Below are 16,297 nucleotides of genomic sequence, written 5' to 3'. Positions count from 1 at the left end.
AGTCTGTGAATGACGAGTATCCGAAGTCGCTTCGGGATGCCAACTATGACCTTGCGGGCGAGCTAATCGACCGTGCCCGGACGATGGCGGCCCAAGAGGGCCGCTTTCACGCTAAGGCTGCTCGTTCGCTCAAGTCGTACCGCTCGACCAATCAGTCAGTGATTGCCGGTGGCGGCCCCCGCTATCCGTACTTCTTCGCCGCGGAGTTTGGCCAGGACCGGCGGTCCGGTTGGTACGCGCGGCGGCAATACCAAGGACAAGGCCGCGATCAGCTCAAGAGTTGGCGCGGCAACCAATGGGGAGGTTGGGAAGGCGGCCCCGGCTACTTCCTGCACCCAACCATTCGGCGTGATGCCAAACAGCTAATCGATGCCTACATGGAGCGTATCGACGCTCTAACCGCCCAAGCCTTTCCGCAATAGAACGGAGCGTTTAAACGTGACTGCCCTTGACCTGAACTTGAACCCGGATGAGCTGACGCTTGGTGACCTCGAAGACTTCGAGGCTCACACCGGGACCACGATCGATAAGGCGTTCAAGACGGTTCCCGTCTTCGATGACGAGACCGGGGAACGGCTCTTTGACGAGAAGGGCCGACCGATCACGACTACGGAGGTCAGCGCGAAGACGCTGGTTTGCCTTGTGTGGATCGTGGTCCGGAAGTCGAATCCTGACTTCACCGTGGCTGACGCGCGGAACGTGCGGGTTACTTCGCTGACCCTTTCCGAGGCTCCGCAGGACGGCCAGGAAAAAGGCTAAAGCGGCTTAGGGACCAAGCCGCGTTCTGTCACTTCTACGGCATGACCCCCGGGGAGATGCGTTCTCTGACCGTACTCGAATACCGGGCTTTCGTGTCTTGGATGAACGAATACAACCAGGCGCAAGCCAGTAAGGGCTAAGGGGCATGTCGGAGACGCGTCAACTTAAAGTCGTAATCGCGGGTGACGCGAAGAGTGCACGGCAGGCGCTTAAGGTTCTTGGCACTGGCCTTGACAAGGCGGACCGGGAAGCTCAGCAAGCGAGCAAAGGCGTTAAGGGTCTCGGGACTTCCATTACCGGTATGGCTGACAAGGCGGGCTTGGCTTTCGCTGGCCTTGTCGCCGCGGCCGGCGGCTTGAGTGTGGCCTTCGCTGAGGCAATGAACCTCGATGCCGTGAAGGGCAAATTCGCGGCCCAAATGGGCGACGCGGGTTATGCCGCGGAGCTTGGAGACGTAGCCGGCAAGCTCTACACGAGCAACTTCGGTGAGTCGGTCGAAGACAACATGAACGCTATCCGGCGGGTCATGAGTACGGGCCTCCTTTCGGAGGATGCGTCCAACGCTGACATTGAGCGGATTACGGCTAAGGCTCAGACGCTTTCCAAGGTCTTCGGCCAGGACGTGGCACAGTCCGCTAGGGCTGCCGGTCAAATGGTCCGTACGGGTCTCGCTAAGGATGCTGACGAGGCATTCGACATCCTTACCCGCGGCTTTCAGCAGACCGGCGACAACGCCGGTGACCTGCTCGACACCGTTTCCGAGTACAGCACGCAATTCCGTAAGCTTGGCCTTGACGGCACTACCGCAATGGGTCTCATTCAGCAGGGCCTTAAGGGCGGTGCGCGAGACGCGGACATTGTGGCGGACAGCTTGAAGGAATTCAGCATTCGCGCTGTCGATGGTTCGAAGCTGACGGCCGAAGGCTTCAAGATGCTTGGTCTTGATGCGGGCAAGATGGCGAAGCAAATCGGTAAGGGTGGTGACGATGCCTCGAAGGGGCTCGACACCGTTCTTGACAAGCTCCGTGGGATCAAGGACCCCGTAAAGCAGAACCAAGCCGCGGTTGCGCTGTTCGGCACTCAGGCTGAGGACTTGGGCGAAGCCCTTCTCAAGCTCGATCCGTCTAAGGCGACTACCGCAATGGGAGATGTGTCCGGCGCTGCCGAGAAGGCAGGCAAGGCTATGGACACTCCGGGGGCCGCTCTCCAAAAGTTCAAACGGAGTGTGCAACAGGCGATTGTCGAAAAGGTAAGCGCTGCTCTGCCAATCATCATTTCGTTTGGGCAATGGTTCAGCCGTAACAAGGAATGGATTATGCCTATCGCGGTTGGCCTTCTCGCTATCGGTGCGGCACTTGGTGTCGTTGCGATTGCGACTAAGGTTTACACCGCGTACCAATGGCTATTGAACGTAGCGCTCAACGCTAACCCAATAGGCATTATCATTTTGGCGTTGATCGCCCTTGCTGCCGGTATCGCGTATGCATGGACCCATTCCGAGAAATTCCGCAAGATCGTGATTGCGGTTTGGAATGCGGTAAAGGGCGGCGTGATGGCCGCGATCAACTGGCTAAAGGTCAAGATCCCTGCTGCTTGGGGGTGGATCAAAGACCGAAGCGTCGCATTGTTTAACGGTGCGAAGAACGGCGTAGTCAATATCGCGACCGGCATAAAGAATGCCGTGACTGGCGCGATAAAAGGCGCGGTCGACAAGGTGACCGGAATTAAAGACAAGGTGCTCGGATTCTTTAAGAGTGCGGGCACGTGGCTAAAGGAAGCCGGCAAGTCGATCATTCGCGGCCTGATTCAAGGCGTCTCTGACATGATCGGGAGTCTGAAAGAGAAGTTCAATTCGGTAACGAACCTGATTCCCGATTGGAAGGGACCGCTCGATAAGGACAAGGTCCTTTTGCGTCCCGCCGGTAAGGCAATCATGGGTGGCCTTATCCGCGGTGTCGATGACGAATCGCCGAACGTCAAGAAGACGTTCAACCGCGTGACGTGGGATATCGCCCGTACCGGTTCCAATGTTTCGACGGGTGCGCTTACCGCTCCGTCGCGATCGGGCGGCGTAAAGGTCGAGGTTAACGTTCGCGGTCACGTAACCGCAGAGCGTGATTTGGCGAAGGCTATTGCGGTCAGCGTGCGAGACGAGATCGCGCGCAACGGAAAGAGGAACGGGGGTTCGGGCCTTGGCGGTACGCGGTGATTTCCGGGTACAGATTGCGTTTGACGCTCTGTTCAACGGACCCATGTCAACGCTGTTCGATGATGACCAGCTAGTCAAATGGGATGACGTTTCCTCATTCGTAAATGAGGTCACCACCAAGCAGGGTCGCTCTTTCGAGCTTGACCGAATGGAAGCCGGTAGCTGCCAGTTCGAGCTAGACAACGGTGATGGTCGGTTCACCCCTGGAAGGGACACGGTCCGGATCTTCTCGGAGCGGTTCTCTTCCATGGGGCCGATCTACCCGGACATGAGCTTTACCGCGGACACCGGCCGTTGGTTCACGAACCACAACGGCGCGAGTAAGAGCGTGACCCCCGTAGCCGGCGGGGGTCTCCGCGCTGTCTTCACGGACAACCCAGCGGGTGGCTTCGGTGAGCTTGCGTTCGCCCCCTCGAACAAGATGGCCGCGGTCAAACCTGGCGATCAGGTGACCATCGAGGTTTACGCGAAGGCGAAGGACTCCGCCAACGGCGGCTCCGCCAACGTCATTCCCGTTGTCGTCTTCCACGATGCGGCGGGGCAGCAGGTATCCAACCAGAACGGCCCGGGTACCAACTCGAACGACGTGTTCGTTAAGGCCCGCGCGACGTTCACGGTTCCGGCTGGTGCGGCGTTCGCTCGCCCCGTTGCACAGCTCTGGCACAACGGCGGCCAGGCGGGCACGTTCACTGCCACGTTTGCCCGCGTGCGACTGGAGATCCCTGCCCCGTACTTCGGGAAGCTCGAACCGCGTAAGCGGGTCCGGGCGTTTACACGCTACGACGACAACCACCTTCGGGCCGAGAACGTCTGCCCGGAGCAGTCCGACAGGCAGAAGCTCCGCTTCTTCCGGGAGGCTGACCAATTCCCGTGGGAGCCGACCACCCGGAGCATCTACACGGAGTGGGACAACACCCTCAACGATGAGGTGTTCTTCTTCTCTGACCCGGGATTCTCGAACACGTTTAACCAAATCGTGTTCGGCGTTGGCGGGTATACGGATTCGTTTCAGGTCGAAGCCGGGGACACCGTAACCCTGTCGTTTCAGTACCGCTGTGACGGAGCCCAGATTTTCCTAGGGCTCTTTCAGCGCAACTTTGACGGGACCTCGGTCGAGACCTCTGATCTATTCACGGCTCCGACCGGATGGGCTACCAGGACCATTACGCATACCGCCGCGAAGGCGGGTGCGGTGTGGATCTACTTGGAGCCGGGCGCGGAATTCCGGATGACTGACGTCAAGCTCCGTTTAAACGGTATCGGTTCCGAGACGGTCGATAGCGACGCTTCCGGGGTCGCCCCGATGTTCTATGGCACGGTCGAACAGTGGCACGTCGAATACGACGGAACCTTTCCGGTTGCCCGGGTTGAGTGTGTCGACGGGTTGGCGCTGCTATCGGATACGCCAACGCCTTCCGCGTACAGCGCTGCTCTGCTCGGCAAGCTCTCGAAGCTTCCGGGAACGAAGTTCTATTGGCCGCTCACGGACCCATCGGAGAATAAGACCGCGGCCCCCACCGTTGGGAGTCTGCCCCTGAACCTGTACACGGGCAACCCTGTTCCTTCCGGCTACGCCGGCTTGGGCGGAGATCCTGTGATGGTGCACGCGGACGGAATGGGTTCGAGCGCATTCCAAGTCGCACTCGGTGATGGTGACGTTGGCACTGAGATTGCGGTTATGCGGCTGAACGCACGAAGCCGGCCCATGGTCGACACGAGGGGCCAAAACAAATTCTCTGTACTGATGTGGTTCAAGGCCACATCCGCGGCGACTACCGCTAACCCTATGATCCTATTCCGGACGGCGAACGCGAAGAACGCACCAATCCTTACGGTGTCGTATGGCGGTGGCCAGATCAAAGCGGTTTACAACTTCCCCTATGGCGAATTCGGCGGCCAGCCGCTTACGGGTGTGCTCACCACTACTGATAACGCGTCGTTCCCGATCAACACTCCGACGCTAATTCAGGTGACGGTGGAAGCGGCGGTTGGGGTCCCGCTTAGGACTGAGCTTCGTTTGCAAGTGAACAACCGGACTCCGTTCGTGAGTACCTTCGCGTTGGCCCCTGCTCACGTCACCCCGGCTAACACGATGTTTGGCGGATACGCGGTCGAAGGGGTTACGCCGGCGGGACCGTTCCGCGGCTCGATAGGTCACGCCGCGCTACTGATCGGCGGTTCGCTCACCAAGACGGACCTTGACGAGCTGTACGCGCTAGGCGTGAGTACGCCTGAAAATGAGTCGGCCCGCATTTCACGGGTGCTCGATGCGATCGGTTGGGTTGGCCCGGTCTTGCAGGATGACGCGCGATCGGAGCTGCTGTCGCCCCGGTGGGAGGCGGGCACTCCCGCACTCGACATCCTGAACGAAGGCGCGGAGTCTGCCTCCGGTCAGTTCCTCGCCAGTCCCGCGCGGGAGCTGATCTATCAGAACCGGGATAGGCGGCTCTCGGCAAAGGTGCGTTGGACGATCTCCGATGTCACCCCGGGCCTTCGCTTCTTCCTGGACGATAGCCGGCTGTTCAACGTCGTGACCGCGGAGCGGTCGACGGGCCTCAGTCGCACTGTCACCAACGAGGAATCGGTGGAGCGCTACGGCGCGAAGGAAGCCACCGTGAAGCGGGAGGTGGCCGATGACGAAGAGGTGCTACAGGCTGCCGGGTGGGTTGCTCACCGGTACGGGACGCTGGCCCCCTGGTGCGACACGATCGAGGTTGACGCGGGAGCTTCGCTCGCGCTGCTTCCACTCGCTACCCGAGTAGCGATCGGTGACCGGATCAGGTTGACAGACCTCCCGGACACTGCCCCCTTCGATGAGGGTGACTTCTTCGTTGAGGGCATTACTCGGAAGGTTCAGCTTGTGGGCGGCGTGCTCGATGTCGTGACGACATTGCAGATTGCCCCGGCAACCAACTCCGACGCTTGGGTTTTGGAGGATGACCTTTCCGGCATCCTCGATGACTCCCATTGCGTCCTTTCCTACTGACCGTTTAAACGATCCGGGAGGCTCCCCACGAGGGGGCCTCCCTTTTCGTGTGCCCGAAAGGATGGCCACCGTTGGCAATTCCTGATCTCGTCGGCTTCCTTGTGGGCGAGAAGGTCCGTGCGGCGAAGCTCAATGAGCACACTAAGGGTGCGATCGAGGCTGCCGTTCACTACAAGCCCTTTGTTCACATTGCGAACCTAAACACCTTTAATGCCGGTGTCGGCAACCTGGCCGTTCCGATGGATGACCTCATTGACGACACGGACTCAATGACGGTCGGCCAGACGGGCGGCCGGGTGATCGTTCGGACTGCGGGCCTATACCGCGTTACCGCACAGGTGACATACGCGAACGCTAGCGGCGGCCATCGGGGAATCAACCTCTACAGGAACAGCTCCGGTCCTTGGGTGGCCCCCAAGGTTCCTGCCACCCCGGCAAACGTCACAACGGTGCAATGGACTTGTACGGCTCGATTCAGTGTCAATGAAACGCTTTCCGTGAACTCTGAAACCAGCGTCGCTTGCAACAACTGTCCGACCGGTGGCCCGGACGGCTTGGCGGGCTCATTCCTGATGATGGAGTGGGTTTCGAAGTGAGCGCACTCGCTATCGCCGGAACGGTCATTGCGAGTCTCGCCGGCTTTCTTGGCTTGGTCGCTCTCGGCGGCGTGTTTTGGGCGCGGTTCCGTACCGCGGCTGACGAGACTACCGCGGCCCTCTGGAAAGAGGAGGCGCAAGCGTGGAAGTCGAAAGCGGAGCGGCTTGAGGCCGCGTTCGCGTCGCTTGAGAAGCGGGTCGGTCACCTCGAAGCAGAGAACGTCATGTTGCGGCAACTCCACGACTCACGCCAGGAAATGGCGGACCTTCGGGCCGCTATCACGGACGGCTTCGCCGGCCTGGCCACTCTCATCCGGTCCCTAGAAGAGGGGAAGTAATGCCCAAGTTTGACGGCGTGGCCTATGACGGTCCGCCCCGCGGTTACGGCAACTCGGGAGCGAAGAAGCTCTACATTGCCATTCACAACACGAGCAACGACGCTCCGCCGAAGAACGAAGCGAGCTACGCGAAGCGCCGGACGGACAGCGTTTCGAGCCACTTCTACGCGGACGCTTCTACGGTCATTCAGTCGCTCGACACCAACTATGACGCCTGGCACGCCGGCTCCTCGTGGGGCAACCAGCGCGCTATCGCGTTCGAGCTGGTCGGCACCAACGGTTCCTCGGAAGCGTACTGGCGCAAGGTCATTGACCGAGTGGCCCCGGTCATCGCGAAGGTGTGCAAGGCGCACGGCATCCCCGTTCAGAACCTTTCCGTTGCTCAGGCGAAGGCGAAGAACGTTGGCGGTTTCGTCACCCACGACGACATGCGGCAGGCATGGGGCGGCACGACCCACACGGACCCTGGCCCCAATTTCCCGGAGTCGTACCTGATCGAGCGGGTCAAGGCCGCGATGGGCACTCCCACTCCCCCGGCTCCGCCGAAGCCTCCCGCGGCTCCGAAGCCTCCGACCACTCCTAAGCCTCCCGCCACCCCGACCGATTGGACGGTTTCTCTCATCATGGCTCTCGCCACTTTGAAGCGCGGTTCTAAGGGACAGCTTGTCCGGAACGCGCAGGCCCTTCTGAACTCGCACGGCTACCGGATCACCATCGATGGCGATTTTGGCCCGGCGACCGATACCGCCACTAAGGCGTTTCAGCGTGCCCGGAAGCTCTCGGCGGATGGCGAGATCGGCCGGAACACCTGGACTGCACTCATCACTAAGTAAGGGAAGGAAACAATGTCGTACGTTCGTTTCATCAAGGACAACCCGGTTCTGCTGCTCGACCTTCTCAAGTACGTCCTTGCGGCCCTGATCCTGTTCGGTATCCCGGTCCCCCCGGGCCTCGATGTCCTGATCGCGGGTGCCGTTGTGGCCGTGCTGTCGTTCATCACCCGGTCGGCTGTCACGCCGAACGGCCGGGTTGATGAGGTTGTGGCGGAGGCGGTCGACGTCGCTACCGGTGGTCGGCACCGCGCGGAGCCGGACGAGACTTCGTTCATCCCGACTGTCCGTTGATCCTGCTCCGCTTCACGGCTTCTTGGTGTCGGCCCTGTAAGACCGCAGGGCCGCTCCTTGACGCCCTGGCGGCCCGGCACGGGGTTCCCGTGACCGTGGTCGACGTTGACTCTGAGCCGGCGGTGGCGGAGCTGCACGGCGTGCGCTCCGTCCCTTCGGTCCGGCTGGTCGACGCGGAGGGCAAGACCGTTTACACGGGCTCCGGGGTTGAGTGCCTTCCGGAGGTTGCCGCGGTCCTGGCAGGCTGACCGGTCCACTTTGGAAAACTCGAGGACGGGCGTTTAAACGTCCCGCTCTCCTTGCCTCTGCACAGACGAAACCCCCGGCCCTACCTCTGGTAGGGACCGGGGGCTTTTCGTGTCTCTGAGGCTGTGCTCAGGCGTCGAACTCGCCATCCTTGACGCCACCCGTGAACGCGTCCCACTCGGCGCGGGTGAACTTGAGGACGGGTCCGCTCCGGTCCTTGCTGTCGCGGACACGGAAGCCTTCCCCGGTGTCCATGACCTCTACGCACTGGCCGTTGCTGCCGCTACGGCTAGACGTGATCCAACGGTTCTTGTCCATCAGCCATCCCCTTGATCCATTTGATGCTCTCCGCGGGCGACATCGCCAGTTCGCGGAGGTTGTCGAACACCCCGGTTAGCCGGGCGATCTCTCGTGGCCCTTCAAGGAACAACTCCCCGGCAGGCGTCTCGACGTAGCCCAACGGGCTCTCGTCTGTGTCGAACGTGAGGACCGCGAATCCGCCCCGGTCGGCTAGGTGTGCTCCCGCGGCGAACCGGAGTACCTGAACGGTGACGTTCGGCCTGGCGGCCATCTTGACCACGTGGCGGAGCTGGTCCGCCAAGAGGTCCGGTCCGCCTACCTCGGTCCGCAACGCTGCCTCGCTGACGATCGCGTGCAACCGGAGCGGCTTCTCCCTCTTGGTCAACACCTCTTGACGCGTCATCCGCGCGTCTACTCGCTGCTTGATCCCTGCTGCATCCGTCTCCCTTCCTACGGCACTGACGGCTAGTGCGTAGTCCCTCGTCTGTAGCAACCCGGGAATGATCGTCGGCTCATAGTTGAGCAGGGCCAACGCCTCTTCCTCGTACGCAATGTAAGTCGCGTACTGGTTTGAGAGGGTGCCAAGCCTCGCCCACCAACCGGTTTCTTTGAGCGTACGGGCCAGGTCGACGAGTGCCTTCCCCGGTCCGTCCTTCCAGGTGACCGCATAGAGATCGAGTAGTTCCATCACTCCGCCGGATGACGGCTTGATGTGCCCCGACTCGATGCGGGACAGCCGGCTAGCTGAGCTTGAGATCCGGTCCGCCACCTGTTCGCCGGTCATGCCGGCGGCTTCGCGGAGCCTTCGAAGCTCGCGACCGAGACGCTTCGATCGCGGGGTTGGTGGGCTGAATCTGGGCACGCTGGGATCTTCCCTCATGTGACGGCGGCCCTCCTAGCTGGGAATACTCTTGATTCTCGGTTTCTGCGCGGCGGGGGTTGCGCCGCATCATGTGATGGCGCAGCATGATACAGGACGCAACGGAGTGCAACGGAGGTGACCCGTGTTAGTGATCGTCGCCGCGTTGATCGTCGGTGCCCTGCTCGGGTGGGTGCTGCCCAAGGTCCGTGACTACCGGTGCCCTCACTGCGGGCTGTTCGAGGTCCGCGGTCATCGATGGCAGCGAAGGATGGTGCGACGGTGAAGCGGGGAAGCTACTTGCACCCGGGCAACATGGACCCGATCACGGAGTCTCGGCGACTGAGAGCCGGGGAAGTGCTGTCCCTGCGGCTAGAGGACTACATGTACGGGTCCGGGCCGCTTCTCCTCGAAGTCGAGTCCTTCGGCCCCCTGATCGACCACCCGGCGGTCGAGTGGATCGGGATCACGGGTCGCAAGGTGAGCCTGTTCAACAACACCCGCTCTCTCGATCGCGTGACGGTCGACGTGCGAACGGCCGTGATCGCGTCCCGCAAGGTGACCACTCCGCCCCTGACCGACGCTAGGCCCGTAGCCGGTCTGTAAGAGGGCGGAGCACCGGGGGCGGGTCGATCGACGGCACACGGCCCGCCCCCACCTAGCTCCCGGTCGTCGGCATCCATCCCTCACGGTTCGTTGCCCCAAGCTCGACCGTGCCGGCGGTCGGGTGGGGGCGGGTCGCCAGGCTCCCGGAGGCCCGCCCCCTAACCCGTTTAAACGACGAAACCCCCGGACCCCTACCGAGGTAGGGCCGGGGGTTTCTCGTGTCTCTGAGCTAATGCTAGCGACCTCGGATCACTTGGTCTTGACCCACGTGCCGCAACGGGCGGTCTCGAAGTCCTGGCCCTTCTTGAGGACCACGGACGGGCGACCCTTCCCGCCCAAGTCGTTCTGAACGATGTCGGCTCCGTTGCTGCCGGTCTTCGTGATCGACCAGTAGCAGAGGCCATCGGAGATCGGCTCCCGCACTTTGTACGTACCGGCCGGGATGTCGTCCCCAACCGTCCAGGTCCCATCCTCGATGGTCGGCGTAGCCGGCTTCGGCGGAGCCGGCGGCTTGGTGGTAGCGGCGGCCCCCTCGACCGTCGCGACCGGAGTAGGCGTACCGGTGCCGACCGCGGCTCCCGCCTTCGCACCCTCCGCGGCGGCAGTAGCAACCGCGGCCCCCGTGCCCGTGGTTGCGTCGTCTCCCCCGGAGAGAACGGCGGTGCACCCGCCGATCCCGCAGCAACCGAGCAGGGCCAGGCCCCCGATACCGAGGCCGATCTTCATTCCAAGCTTCAAGGTTGGTTCTCCTTCGCGTCCGCGCGTGTTGTTCCTTGCTGGCCGCTCAAGAGTGCAGTTGTCTACGGTCGTCTGCCATCGTCCGAACGGCTATCCATGATCACGTTTAAACGGGTCTGACCTGCGGAAACAGCGTCACGGACGGTAAGAGCTCGCGCTACTCCCCGTGGTTCGCCGGCGGGAGCTGGTGCCGATCGACGGGCACGAAAAAGGAGGCCCCCGAAGGGGCCTCCTCGAATCGTGTTGCTTGGCTACTTGAGGCAGGGTGCCGGGTCGACGTCCCCAATGAACATCGCTTCGTCGTTGGTGTCTTCGCCTTGGTGCTCCGCCAGGCGGATAGCCGTTTCTAGGTCCGGCGCTTCGATGGGCATGACGCCCCGGTCGGCGTCTCGCGTGTGGGAGCAACCCGGCTTGTGCAGCGTGTGACTTGCTTTGCCCGGGGTGTTGTCTCGGCGCGGGTCTCCGTAGTAAACGGTGTAGGTGATCATCCGACCGGTTGAGCCCTTCTCTCCCCGCTCGAACGCGGACTTGACGTCCGCGGCCGGTTCGTCGTCTTCATAGAACGCATCGGACATGCCGTCATCCTCCCCTTCCGGAACCGAGGCCCGCTAGGAGGGAGGCCCCCGGAGGGGCCTCCCCTGCTGCTAGGCGGTCGGTCCGCAGATCCGGCCGTATTCATCCTCGATCTCGTCCAGGTCCCGCCCCGCGTACTCCGCGGCAAGCTGGTTGATGTCCGCGGCGTCCGCCCGGAGGGTCAGCCACTCGCGAAGCTCAAGCGTGCTGTCGATCGCATCGAGCGTGTCAGGAAGGGCAATCCCCTTCTCGACCAACCCGGCGAAGTAGATCCGGAACCGCTTGACCATGTCCGTGTCGTAGGAAATCAGGCCCTCCGCGGCGCGGAGGAATTCCGGAGTCCGGTTGTAAACGGTGGTCGCCATCTCGTTTCCCCTTTGGAGTTTTCAATGTGTCTTGCTGACAAGGAGAACTCTACCTGACCACACGTTCCCAACACAACCTTGGAGACCGTTTACACGTGTGGCGTACCGCACAAAAGGAAAGAGGCCCCCGGAGGGGCCTCGGTCCGTTCCCGTTCAGTTAGCGGGGAAGCACTTCGGGCAGCGCTTGAACAGCTCATCGTTAGCGTGGGCGGAAACGTAGCCGGTCATCTTCCGCTTGGTGCACTTCGCGAACGCCCCGAACACCTGGTATTCGTCGGTCTCGGTCGCGGTGCTCTCGTGGATCTGGTTCCCGCCCCGCGCGCTGGTGAAGTACAGCATTTCGGCTCCCTGTGTTGTTCCCTCGCTGACAAGAGATACGTTACCAGAGATTCCCAACCTAAGCATCATTCGGAGCCGTTTAAACGGTGTGCGGTAGGCCACAAAGAAGGGGCACCCCGGAGGGTGCCCCATTCGGTCGAGCTGGTCACCAACCCGCGTGACGCCGTTCATCATCCGTCATGTAGTAGTGCTGAGGCCCGTAGCAGTCCCCGCGCATCCCGTGCTCGCACTCCGGGTAGAGGTAGTCGTACAGCCGCGGGAAAGCGGCCCAATCAACCGGCTCCGCCTTGATCTCGTGAAAGGCGTGAGTCATGCCCCGGACGGTGAGGAAGGTCAGGGCCTGATCCTCGGTAGCGAACCGGGCGGTGTAGGACCGGCGCTGGTCGCAGATGTGGATTTCCAAGGCGATCATCGGGCTTCCCTTTCCGTTGTCCTTGCTGACAAGAGAACAGTAGCAAACCCTAGGTTCCCAACACAAGGTTTAAACGGGCCGAGTTTCCGAGAGCACAAAAGAGGGGAGGCCCCCGAAGGGGCCTCCCCGTGTCAGCAAGAACAAGCTCAGTGCGCCCGGTCGTACTCCTCCTCGATCGCGGCCGGGATGCGTCCCCGGTCGCTGATCTCCTTACCCTGCTTCTTCGCCCATGCCCGGATCGCGTCGTTCCGCATCTTGGTCGACTTCGAGGGGCCGGCGGTCGGAAGGTGCGTCACCCGCATGACCTTGACCCGTCCAAGCCGCTCCCCTACCCCGACGTAGCGGGACATGATCTCCCGGAACTCCGTGGCGTTCTTGTCGTTGAGGTCGATCGAGTACGCCACACCATCGAGAGCGAATTCGATCGAGTGCTCAGCATCCGAACCGTCCAGGTCATCGGTAACCCGGTGGATGATCTGCTTAGCCATTGCCTTGCCTCCTAGGCAGTTGCGGGGGTCATACCTGCGGCCTCAGCCGCTTTGTCGAGCCAGAACTTCCGTGCGGCCGGGGACGGTGCGTGCTTCGCCTGATCGAGGAACGTCCGTGCAGCCTTCGAAGTAACCGGCGGAGCCGGCTTTACCACAGGGGCCGCGGGAGTCGCGGGAGTCGCAACCGTAGCCGGCTGAACCGGCGGCATAGTAGCTGCCACAACCGCGGCCTGAACCGTTGCGGTCTCAACCGCGTCAGCGTGGCCCTTGATGATTACGTACATGTGAACCATAAGCGGGATACAGATCACGGGGACAGCCCGGACAACCGAACCGGGAACGCTCTCCGGGAGTGCGTTCGCCCAAAGCGAGTACCCGAAGGCCATCAGGCCCGCGGCCCAAGGGTACCAAGCGCCGGACTGTCCGCGTCGCAGGAATGCGGCCAAGGTCGAAACCGTCGTGAAGCCCTCAACGATCAGGGGGTAAATCCACGCTAGCTTCGGGTGAATCCCGGAGTTGATAGCCACGTGAAACAGCTTCTCGAAGCTCAACACGAAGGCTCCGAAGGCGAGCGTGACAACTGCGCGCCCGACCATCTTGTCTAGCGTCTTCATTGGTTCGGCCCTTTCTTAGCCGCTGTGCCTTGCTGACAACCTAAGCTTACCAACCAAAGCTTCGACCGGCAAGACCGGTAACGCCGAAGATTGCGACAATCCAAAAGGCGACACAGAACAGGGCCAGGGAGGCGAACACCACCCGCCGCTCAATGCGGCTCCACAGGTCTTTAGCGGCCTTGCGCACGGCTGATCTCCTGACGGATACGGCGGGTCTGCTGCTCCGCCTTGCGAACGGACTTGATGGCGCGACGGTCGGTGCCTTTGATCGAGCGGGACACGGTTTCCTCCGGGTGCGTTTAAACGGGCTGAGAGCGAATCTGAGGCGAGAGAGGGGAAGGAAGGGGCCTCGGGGAAGGAGGCCCCTTCCGACCCGCTTAGGGGAGGCGGGTCCGCTCCGCGCGGACGTAGGAGCTGGTCTCGCCACGCCAGCCGCGGTCACCCGCGTACACCTCGCCCGTGTAGAGGTCGAGAAGGTCCAGCACGGCCAGGTCAAGGCCCGCACCGGCACCGAAGAGAGTCCCGGTCACGAGGAACCGGTTACCGTCGCGGTCCTGAATGACCGCGCCCGGCTCGATCTCCTCCGCCCGGTAGAAACCCCACGGGGTTTCCTCGATCACCGGAACCCGGACCTCCGTCCGAAGGACAACCTCCGTGACGACCGTGCGAACGGCGTCCGTGGTCGTCTCGACGGTGAAGGCGGCCGAGCGGGTCTCCGTGATGCCGAACATTTGGGGCTCCCTCTGTTGGGTGTTGGTGTTCCCTGCTGACACACCAAACATTACCAACCACAGCTTCCCCAACACAAGCTTGGTTCGTGTGATCTAGTCCACTCCAGTTGTCTGTAGACATGGGCAGACGAGAGCGGCTGACACCACTCCCCCGGCTCCGCCACGATGGGCGGATGGCAGAGCGGGAGATCCGGGAAGACGACCCTCGACCGGTCTACCGGCAACTAGCCGACTACCTCCGTGAGGACATCGAGGAGGGCCGGCTACAGCCGGGCGTACGCATCCCGTCAGAGACGACCCTTACGCAGACCTACGGCGTAGCCAGGGAGACGGCTAGGAAGGCTGTAGCGGTCCTTAGAGACGCTGGCCTGATCGAGACCACCCACGGGCGCGGGAGCTTCGTCAAACGCGGGTAGGGAGGCCCCCGGAGGGGCCTCCCGTTTAGCGGCTAGCTTTCGTCTTCCTCGATGAGGAGACCCGCCTTCCGCCAGGACTCCAAGCAGTCCGAGCAGACGCAGAAACCGTGATCGCTCAACGTCTCCGCGGTCATCGGGTAACTCGGTTCCATTGCTGTTCCCTTTCGGTGTGGCTCCGAGAGAAAGGGAAAGGGCCTCCCCCGTAGCGGAGGCCCTTCCTGTCAGACGATGTCCAGGCCGTAATCTCCCCAACCGCCCCGCACGTAGGTCTTCCAAACGGCTTCCCCGTAGCGGTCGATCGCCCAAGCCTTGTGAACCGCGTACGCGGTCTCAGTCGGCTCGATCTCTCCCCCGTCCGGATCGCACCGCTCGATTGCCTCAAGCGCGCGGCGAAGGTCGTAGTCCATGGACTGGCCTTTCTCTGTGGAGTTGTGTCTTGCTGACATGAATAGATTAGCGCACCACAGGTTCCCAACACAAGCTTCACGGCCCGTTTAAACGAGTGGCTTAGGCCACAAAAAAGGGAGACCCCCGGAGGGGCCTCCCTTTCCTTTCCGCTTAGGCCGCGGTCATCTCGTGACCCATCGGGCACCGCGGGGCACCGATCGCGATCCACTTAGCCGACAGGCGGACCGTGTACCCGTGCGCGGGGCACTCGCTGTTGTCGCAGACCATCTTGAGCATCCGCGTACCCTGCTTCGCCGGGCCGCTGCTCCACTTGATCGGGCCACCCGAAGCGCCGACCAGAACACCCGGGATGTTCGCCGCGGTAACCCGCGTCGGGAGCGTCATCGCCGAGTGCGGGTAGTGGCCGAGAGAGTCAATGATCAGGACCAGCTCCGCCATCAGGGTCGGGCTAGCCGGGGTCATCGTCGCCGGGCCAAGGAAGCCAAGCCGGGTGGCGGCTTCCGCGAAGAACTTCTTGTGGCCGCTCTCGCAGTTGTCGGCAACGTGGATCAGTTCGTGAAGCAGGGTCTCAAGAACCTCGACCGTGTCGCCCGACTCCGGGGAGATGAACACGTGCGAGTTGCCATCCTCGGAAAGCTCGCGCTTGTAGGTGCAGCCAAGGATCTTGCCGTTCTCGGCGCGGGCACCGGCCGCGAATCCAACCGACACGTGAATGGTCTCCGGAAGCGGAGTGCCAATCTCGATGAACTTCGCGCGGAAGATTTCGACTGCGCGGTGAAGCCAAGCCTCGCGGGTGTCCTTAACGTTGGTCTCCATGTCGGTGCCTTTCTCGTTGTGCTGTGTTCCTTGCTGACATGAAGAACTTTACGGCACCGTTTAAACGAAGTCAAGCTTCCCAACCAAAGCTTCAAGTGCGGTATGCCACACCGTTTAAACGTTGACTCGGAGCGGCGCGAAGCTTAGATTGGGTACAATGGGAGAGGTGCGCCGGTACGGCGGTGTACCCCGGCGGCCGGCTCCGCGGCCTGGCCCTAAACGAAGGAAGGCCCCCCGGCCGAAGCCGGGGGACCTCCGGGAACCCCTTCGTTGTTTCCAAGTGTCAGCAAGGCACAACACCGAAAGAGGCCAGAGAAGACCGTCCCCGGGGGGTTACCCGCGTCGAACGCTAGCACGCAAGCGCTCACGGGTAC

General features: G+C 62.1%; 23 protein-coding genes. 10 read left to right on the top strand and 13 right to left on the bottom strand.

Features of this window, described 5'->3' with window-relative positions; genetic code table 11:
• Window positions 1-5: 5 nt before the first annotated feature.
• From O7635_RS29575 to O7635_RS29540, 8 genes are all read left to right on the top strand, one after another.
• Window positions 6-422 (top strand): hypothetical protein, encoded by a 417-nt coding sequence (locus O7635_RS29575; RefSeq protein ID WP_278083772.1) that lies wholly within the window; start codon window positions 6-8, stop codon window positions 420-422.
• A gap of 16 nt (window positions 423-438) precedes the next feature.
• Window positions 439-759, top strand: coding sequence for a hypothetical protein (locus tag O7635_RS29570; RefSeq protein WP_278083771.1), 321 nt, complete (start codon window positions 439-441; stop codon window positions 757-759).
• 301 nt (window positions 760-1,060) lie between these two features.
• Window positions 1,061-2,968 carry a phage tail tape measure protein gene (locus tag O7635_RS29565; protein ID WP_278083770.1) on the top strand — a complete coding sequence of 636 codons (1,908 nt, stop codon included), beginning with the start codon at window positions 1,061-1,063 and terminating at the stop codon, window positions 2,966-2,968.
• Between the two features lie 43 nt (window positions 2,969-3,011).
• Window positions 3,012-5,954, top strand: coding sequence for a hypothetical protein (locus tag O7635_RS29560; RefSeq protein ID WP_278083769.1), 2,943 nt, complete (start codon window positions 3,012-3,014; stop codon window positions 5,952-5,954).
• A gap of 71 nt (window positions 5,955-6,025) precedes the next feature.
• Entirely contained in the window at window positions 6,026-6,550 is a 525-nt protein-coding gene (locus O7635_RS29555; RefSeq protein ID WP_278083768.1) for a hypothetical protein, read from the top strand.
• Window positions 6,547-6,888, top strand: coding sequence for a hypothetical protein (locus O7635_RS29550; protein ID WP_278083767.1), 342 nt, complete (start codon window positions 6,547-6,549; stop codon window positions 6,886-6,888). The genes O7635_RS29555 and O7635_RS29550 overlap by 4 nt, the downstream gene beginning before the upstream one ends.
• A complete protein-coding gene (locus O7635_RS29545) occupies window positions 6,888-7,721 on the top strand; it encodes an N-acetylmuramoyl-L-alanine amidase (RefSeq protein WP_278083766.1) in 834 nt (277 codons plus the stop codon). Before O7635_RS29550 ends, O7635_RS29545 begins: the two co-directional genes overlap by 1 nt.
• Before the next feature lie 12 nt (window positions 7,722-7,733).
• On the top strand, window positions 7,734-8,012 hold the full coding sequence (locus tag O7635_RS29540) for a hypothetical protein (protein ID WP_278083765.1): 279 nt from the start codon (window positions 7,734-7,736) through the stop codon (window positions 8,010-8,012).
• Window positions 8,013-8,387: 375 nt separating this feature from the next.
• Here O7635_RS29540 and O7635_RS29535 read toward each other — a convergent pair whose 3' ends face one another.
• Window positions 8,388-8,576 carry a DUF397 domain-containing protein gene (locus O7635_RS29535; RefSeq protein ID WP_278083764.1) on the bottom strand — a complete coding sequence of 63 codons (189 nt, stop codon included), beginning with the start codon at window positions 8,574-8,576 and terminating at the stop codon, window positions 8,388-8,390.
• The gene (locus O7635_RS29530) at window positions 8,548-9,438 is read right to left on the bottom strand and encodes a helix-turn-helix transcriptional regulator (RefSeq protein WP_278083763.1); all 891 of its coding nucleotides are present in this window, start codon (window positions 9,436-9,438) and stop codon (window positions 8,548-8,550) included. Before O7635_RS29530 ends, O7635_RS29535 begins: the two co-directional genes overlap by 29 nt.
• A 237-nt stretch (window positions 9,439-9,675) precedes the next feature.
• Between O7635_RS29530 and O7635_RS29525 the strand changes: the two genes are divergently transcribed.
• Window positions 9,676-10,023, top strand: a complete 348-nt coding sequence (locus O7635_RS29525) for a hypothetical protein (protein ID WP_278083762.1) — start codon at window positions 9,676-9,678, stop codon at window positions 10,021-10,023.
• Window positions 10,024-10,272: 249 nt separating this feature from the next.
• On the opposite strand, the gene O7635_RS29520 is transcribed toward O7635_RS29525, so the two are convergent.
• The 9 genes from O7635_RS29520 to O7635_RS29480 all read right to left on the bottom strand — a co-directional run bounded on the left by O7635_RS29520 (window position 10,273) and on the right by O7635_RS29480 (window position 14,283).
• Window positions 10,273-10,761 carry a hypothetical protein gene (locus tag O7635_RS29520; RefSeq protein ID WP_278083761.1) on the bottom strand — a complete coding sequence of 163 codons (489 nt, stop codon included), beginning with the start codon at window positions 10,759-10,761 and terminating at the stop codon, window positions 10,273-10,275.
• A gap of 251 nt (window positions 10,762-11,012) precedes the next feature.
• Window positions 11,013-11,336 (bottom strand): hypothetical protein, encoded by a 324-nt coding sequence (locus O7635_RS29515; RefSeq protein ID WP_278083760.1) that lies wholly within the window; start codon window positions 11,334-11,336, stop codon window positions 11,013-11,015.
• A gap of 69 nt (window positions 11,337-11,405) precedes the next feature.
• Window positions 11,406-11,699 carry a hypothetical protein gene (locus O7635_RS29510; RefSeq protein ID WP_278083759.1) on the bottom strand — a complete coding sequence of 98 codons (294 nt, stop codon included), beginning with the start codon at window positions 11,697-11,699 and terminating at the stop codon, window positions 11,406-11,408.
• Between the two features lie 153 nt (window positions 11,700-11,852).
• Window positions 11,853-12,038, bottom strand: coding sequence for a hypothetical protein (locus O7635_RS29505; protein WP_278083758.1), 186 nt, complete (start codon window positions 12,036-12,038; stop codon window positions 11,853-11,855).
• A gap of 145 nt (window positions 12,039-12,183) precedes the next feature.
• A complete protein-coding gene (locus tag O7635_RS29500) occupies window positions 12,184-12,450 on the bottom strand; it encodes a hypothetical protein (RefSeq protein ID WP_278083757.1) in 267 nt (88 codons plus the stop codon).
• Window positions 12,451-12,596: 146 nt separating this feature from the next.
• Window positions 12,597-12,938 carry an Lsr2 family protein gene (locus O7635_RS29495; RefSeq protein ID WP_278083756.1) on the bottom strand — a complete coding sequence of 114 codons (342 nt, stop codon included), beginning with the start codon at window positions 12,936-12,938 and terminating at the stop codon, window positions 12,597-12,599.
• Window positions 12,939-12,949: 11 nt separating this feature from the next.
• Entirely contained in the window at window positions 12,950-13,552 is a 603-nt protein-coding gene (locus O7635_RS29490) for a DUF2637 domain-containing protein (protein ID WP_278083755.1), read from the bottom strand.
• A gap of 46 nt (window positions 13,553-13,598) precedes the next feature.
• Window positions 13,599-13,739, bottom strand: coding sequence for a hypothetical protein (locus O7635_RS29485; protein ID WP_278083754.1), 141 nt, complete (start codon window positions 13,737-13,739; stop codon window positions 13,599-13,601).
• Between the two features lie 190 nt (window positions 13,740-13,929).
• Window positions 13,930-14,283 carry a hypothetical protein gene (locus O7635_RS29480; protein WP_278083753.1) on the bottom strand — a complete coding sequence of 118 codons (354 nt, stop codon included), beginning with the start codon at window positions 14,281-14,283 and terminating at the stop codon, window positions 13,930-13,932.
• A 173-nt stretch (window positions 14,284-14,456) separates the two neighbouring features.
• Here O7635_RS29480 and O7635_RS29475 point away from each other — a divergent pair, with 173 nt between their 5' ends.
• On the top strand, window positions 14,457-14,699 hold the full coding sequence (locus tag O7635_RS29475; protein WP_278083752.1) for a GntR family transcriptional regulator: 243 nt from the start codon (window positions 14,457-14,459) through the stop codon (window positions 14,697-14,699).
• A 221-nt stretch (window positions 14,700-14,920) separates the two neighbouring features.
• On the opposite strand, the gene O7635_RS29470 is transcribed toward O7635_RS29475, so the two are convergent.
• Together O7635_RS29470 and O7635_RS29465 are read right to left on the bottom strand one after the other, a co-directional pair.
• Entirely contained in the window at window positions 14,921-15,106 is a 186-nt protein-coding gene (locus tag O7635_RS29470) for a hypothetical protein (protein WP_278083751.1), read from the bottom strand.
• 151 nt (window positions 15,107-15,257) lie between these two features.
• Window positions 15,258-15,923, bottom strand: coding sequence for a hypothetical protein (locus O7635_RS29465; protein ID WP_278083750.1), 666 nt, complete (start codon window positions 15,921-15,923; stop codon window positions 15,258-15,260).
• Window positions 15,924-16,297 lie beyond the last annotated feature (374 nt).

The organism is Asanoa sp. WMMD1127 (genome assembly GCF_029626225.1).
Taxonomy (GTDB): Bacteria; Actinomycetota; Actinomycetes; order Mycobacteriales; family Micromonosporaceae; genus Asanoa.
This window is presented reverse-complemented; position numbering and strand designations above follow the sequence as displayed.

What these genes read in the sequence shown, in the direction of transcription:
- O7635_RS29565 (WP_278083770.1), top strand. Translation starts at nt 1,061, where the DNA reads ATGGCTGACAAGGCGGGCTTGGCTTTCGCTGGCCTTGTCGCCGCGGCC.
- O7635_RS29560 (WP_278083769.1), top strand. Translation starts at nt 3,012, where the DNA reads ATGTCAACGCTGTTCGATGATGACCAGCTAGTCAAATGGGATGACGTT.
- O7635_RS29545 (WP_278083766.1), top strand. Translation starts at nt 6,888, where the DNA reads ATGCCCAAGTTTGACGGCGTGGCCTATGACGGTCCGCCCCGCGGTTAC.
- O7635_RS29540 (WP_278083765.1), top strand. Translation starts at nt 7,734, where the DNA reads ATGTCGTACGTTCGTTTCATCAAGGACAACCCGGTTCTGCTGCTCGAC.
- O7635_RS29535 (WP_278083764.1), bottom strand. Translation starts at nt 8,576, where the DNA reads ATGGACAAGAACCGTTGGATCACGTCTAGCCGTAGCGGCAGCAACGGC.
- O7635_RS29530 (WP_278083763.1), bottom strand. Translation starts at nt 9,438, where the DNA reads ATGAGGGAAGATCCCAGCGTGCCCAGATTCAGCCCACCAACCCCGCGA.
- O7635_RS29525 (WP_278083762.1), top strand. Translation starts at nt 9,676, where the DNA reads ATGGCAGCGAAGGATGGTGCGACGGTGAAGCGGGGAAGCTACTTGCAC.
- O7635_RS29515 (WP_278083760.1), bottom strand. Translation starts at nt 11,336, where the DNA reads ATGTCCGATGCGTTCTATGAAGACGACGAACCGGCCGCGGACGTCAAG.
- O7635_RS29510 (WP_278083759.1), bottom strand. Translation starts at nt 11,699, where the DNA reads ATGGCGACCACCGTTTACAACCGGACTCCGGAATTCCTCCGCGCCGCG.
- O7635_RS29505 (WP_278083758.1), bottom strand. Translation starts at nt 12,038, where the DNA reads ATGCTGTACTTCACCAGCGCGCGGGGCGGGAACCAGATCCACGAGAGC.
- O7635_RS29500 (WP_278083757.1), bottom strand. Translation starts at nt 12,450, where the DNA reads ATGATCGCCTTGGAAATCCACATCTGCGACCAGCGCCGGTCCTACACC.
- O7635_RS29495 (WP_278083756.1), bottom strand. Translation starts at nt 12,938, where the DNA reads ATGGCTAAGCAGATCATCCACCGGGTTACCGATGACCTGGACGGTTCG.
- O7635_RS29490 (WP_278083755.1), bottom strand. Translation starts at nt 13,552, where the DNA reads ATGAAGACGCTAGACAAGATGGTCGGGCGCGCAGTTGTCACGCTCGCC.
- O7635_RS29480 (WP_278083753.1), bottom strand. Translation starts at nt 14,283, where the DNA reads ATGTTCGGCATCACGGAGACCCGCTCGGCCGCCTTCACCGTCGAGACG.
- O7635_RS29475 (WP_278083752.1), top strand. Translation starts at nt 14,457, where the DNA reads ATGGCAGAGCGGGAGATCCGGGAAGACGACCCTCGACCGGTCTACCGG.
- O7635_RS29470 (WP_278083751.1), bottom strand. Translation starts at nt 15,106, where the DNA reads ATGGACTACGACCTTCGCCGCGCGCTTGAGGCAATCGAGCGGTGCGAT.
- O7635_RS29465 (WP_278083750.1), bottom strand. Translation starts at nt 15,923, where the DNA reads ATGGAGACCAACGTTAAGGACACCCGCGAGGCTTGGCTTCACCGCGCA.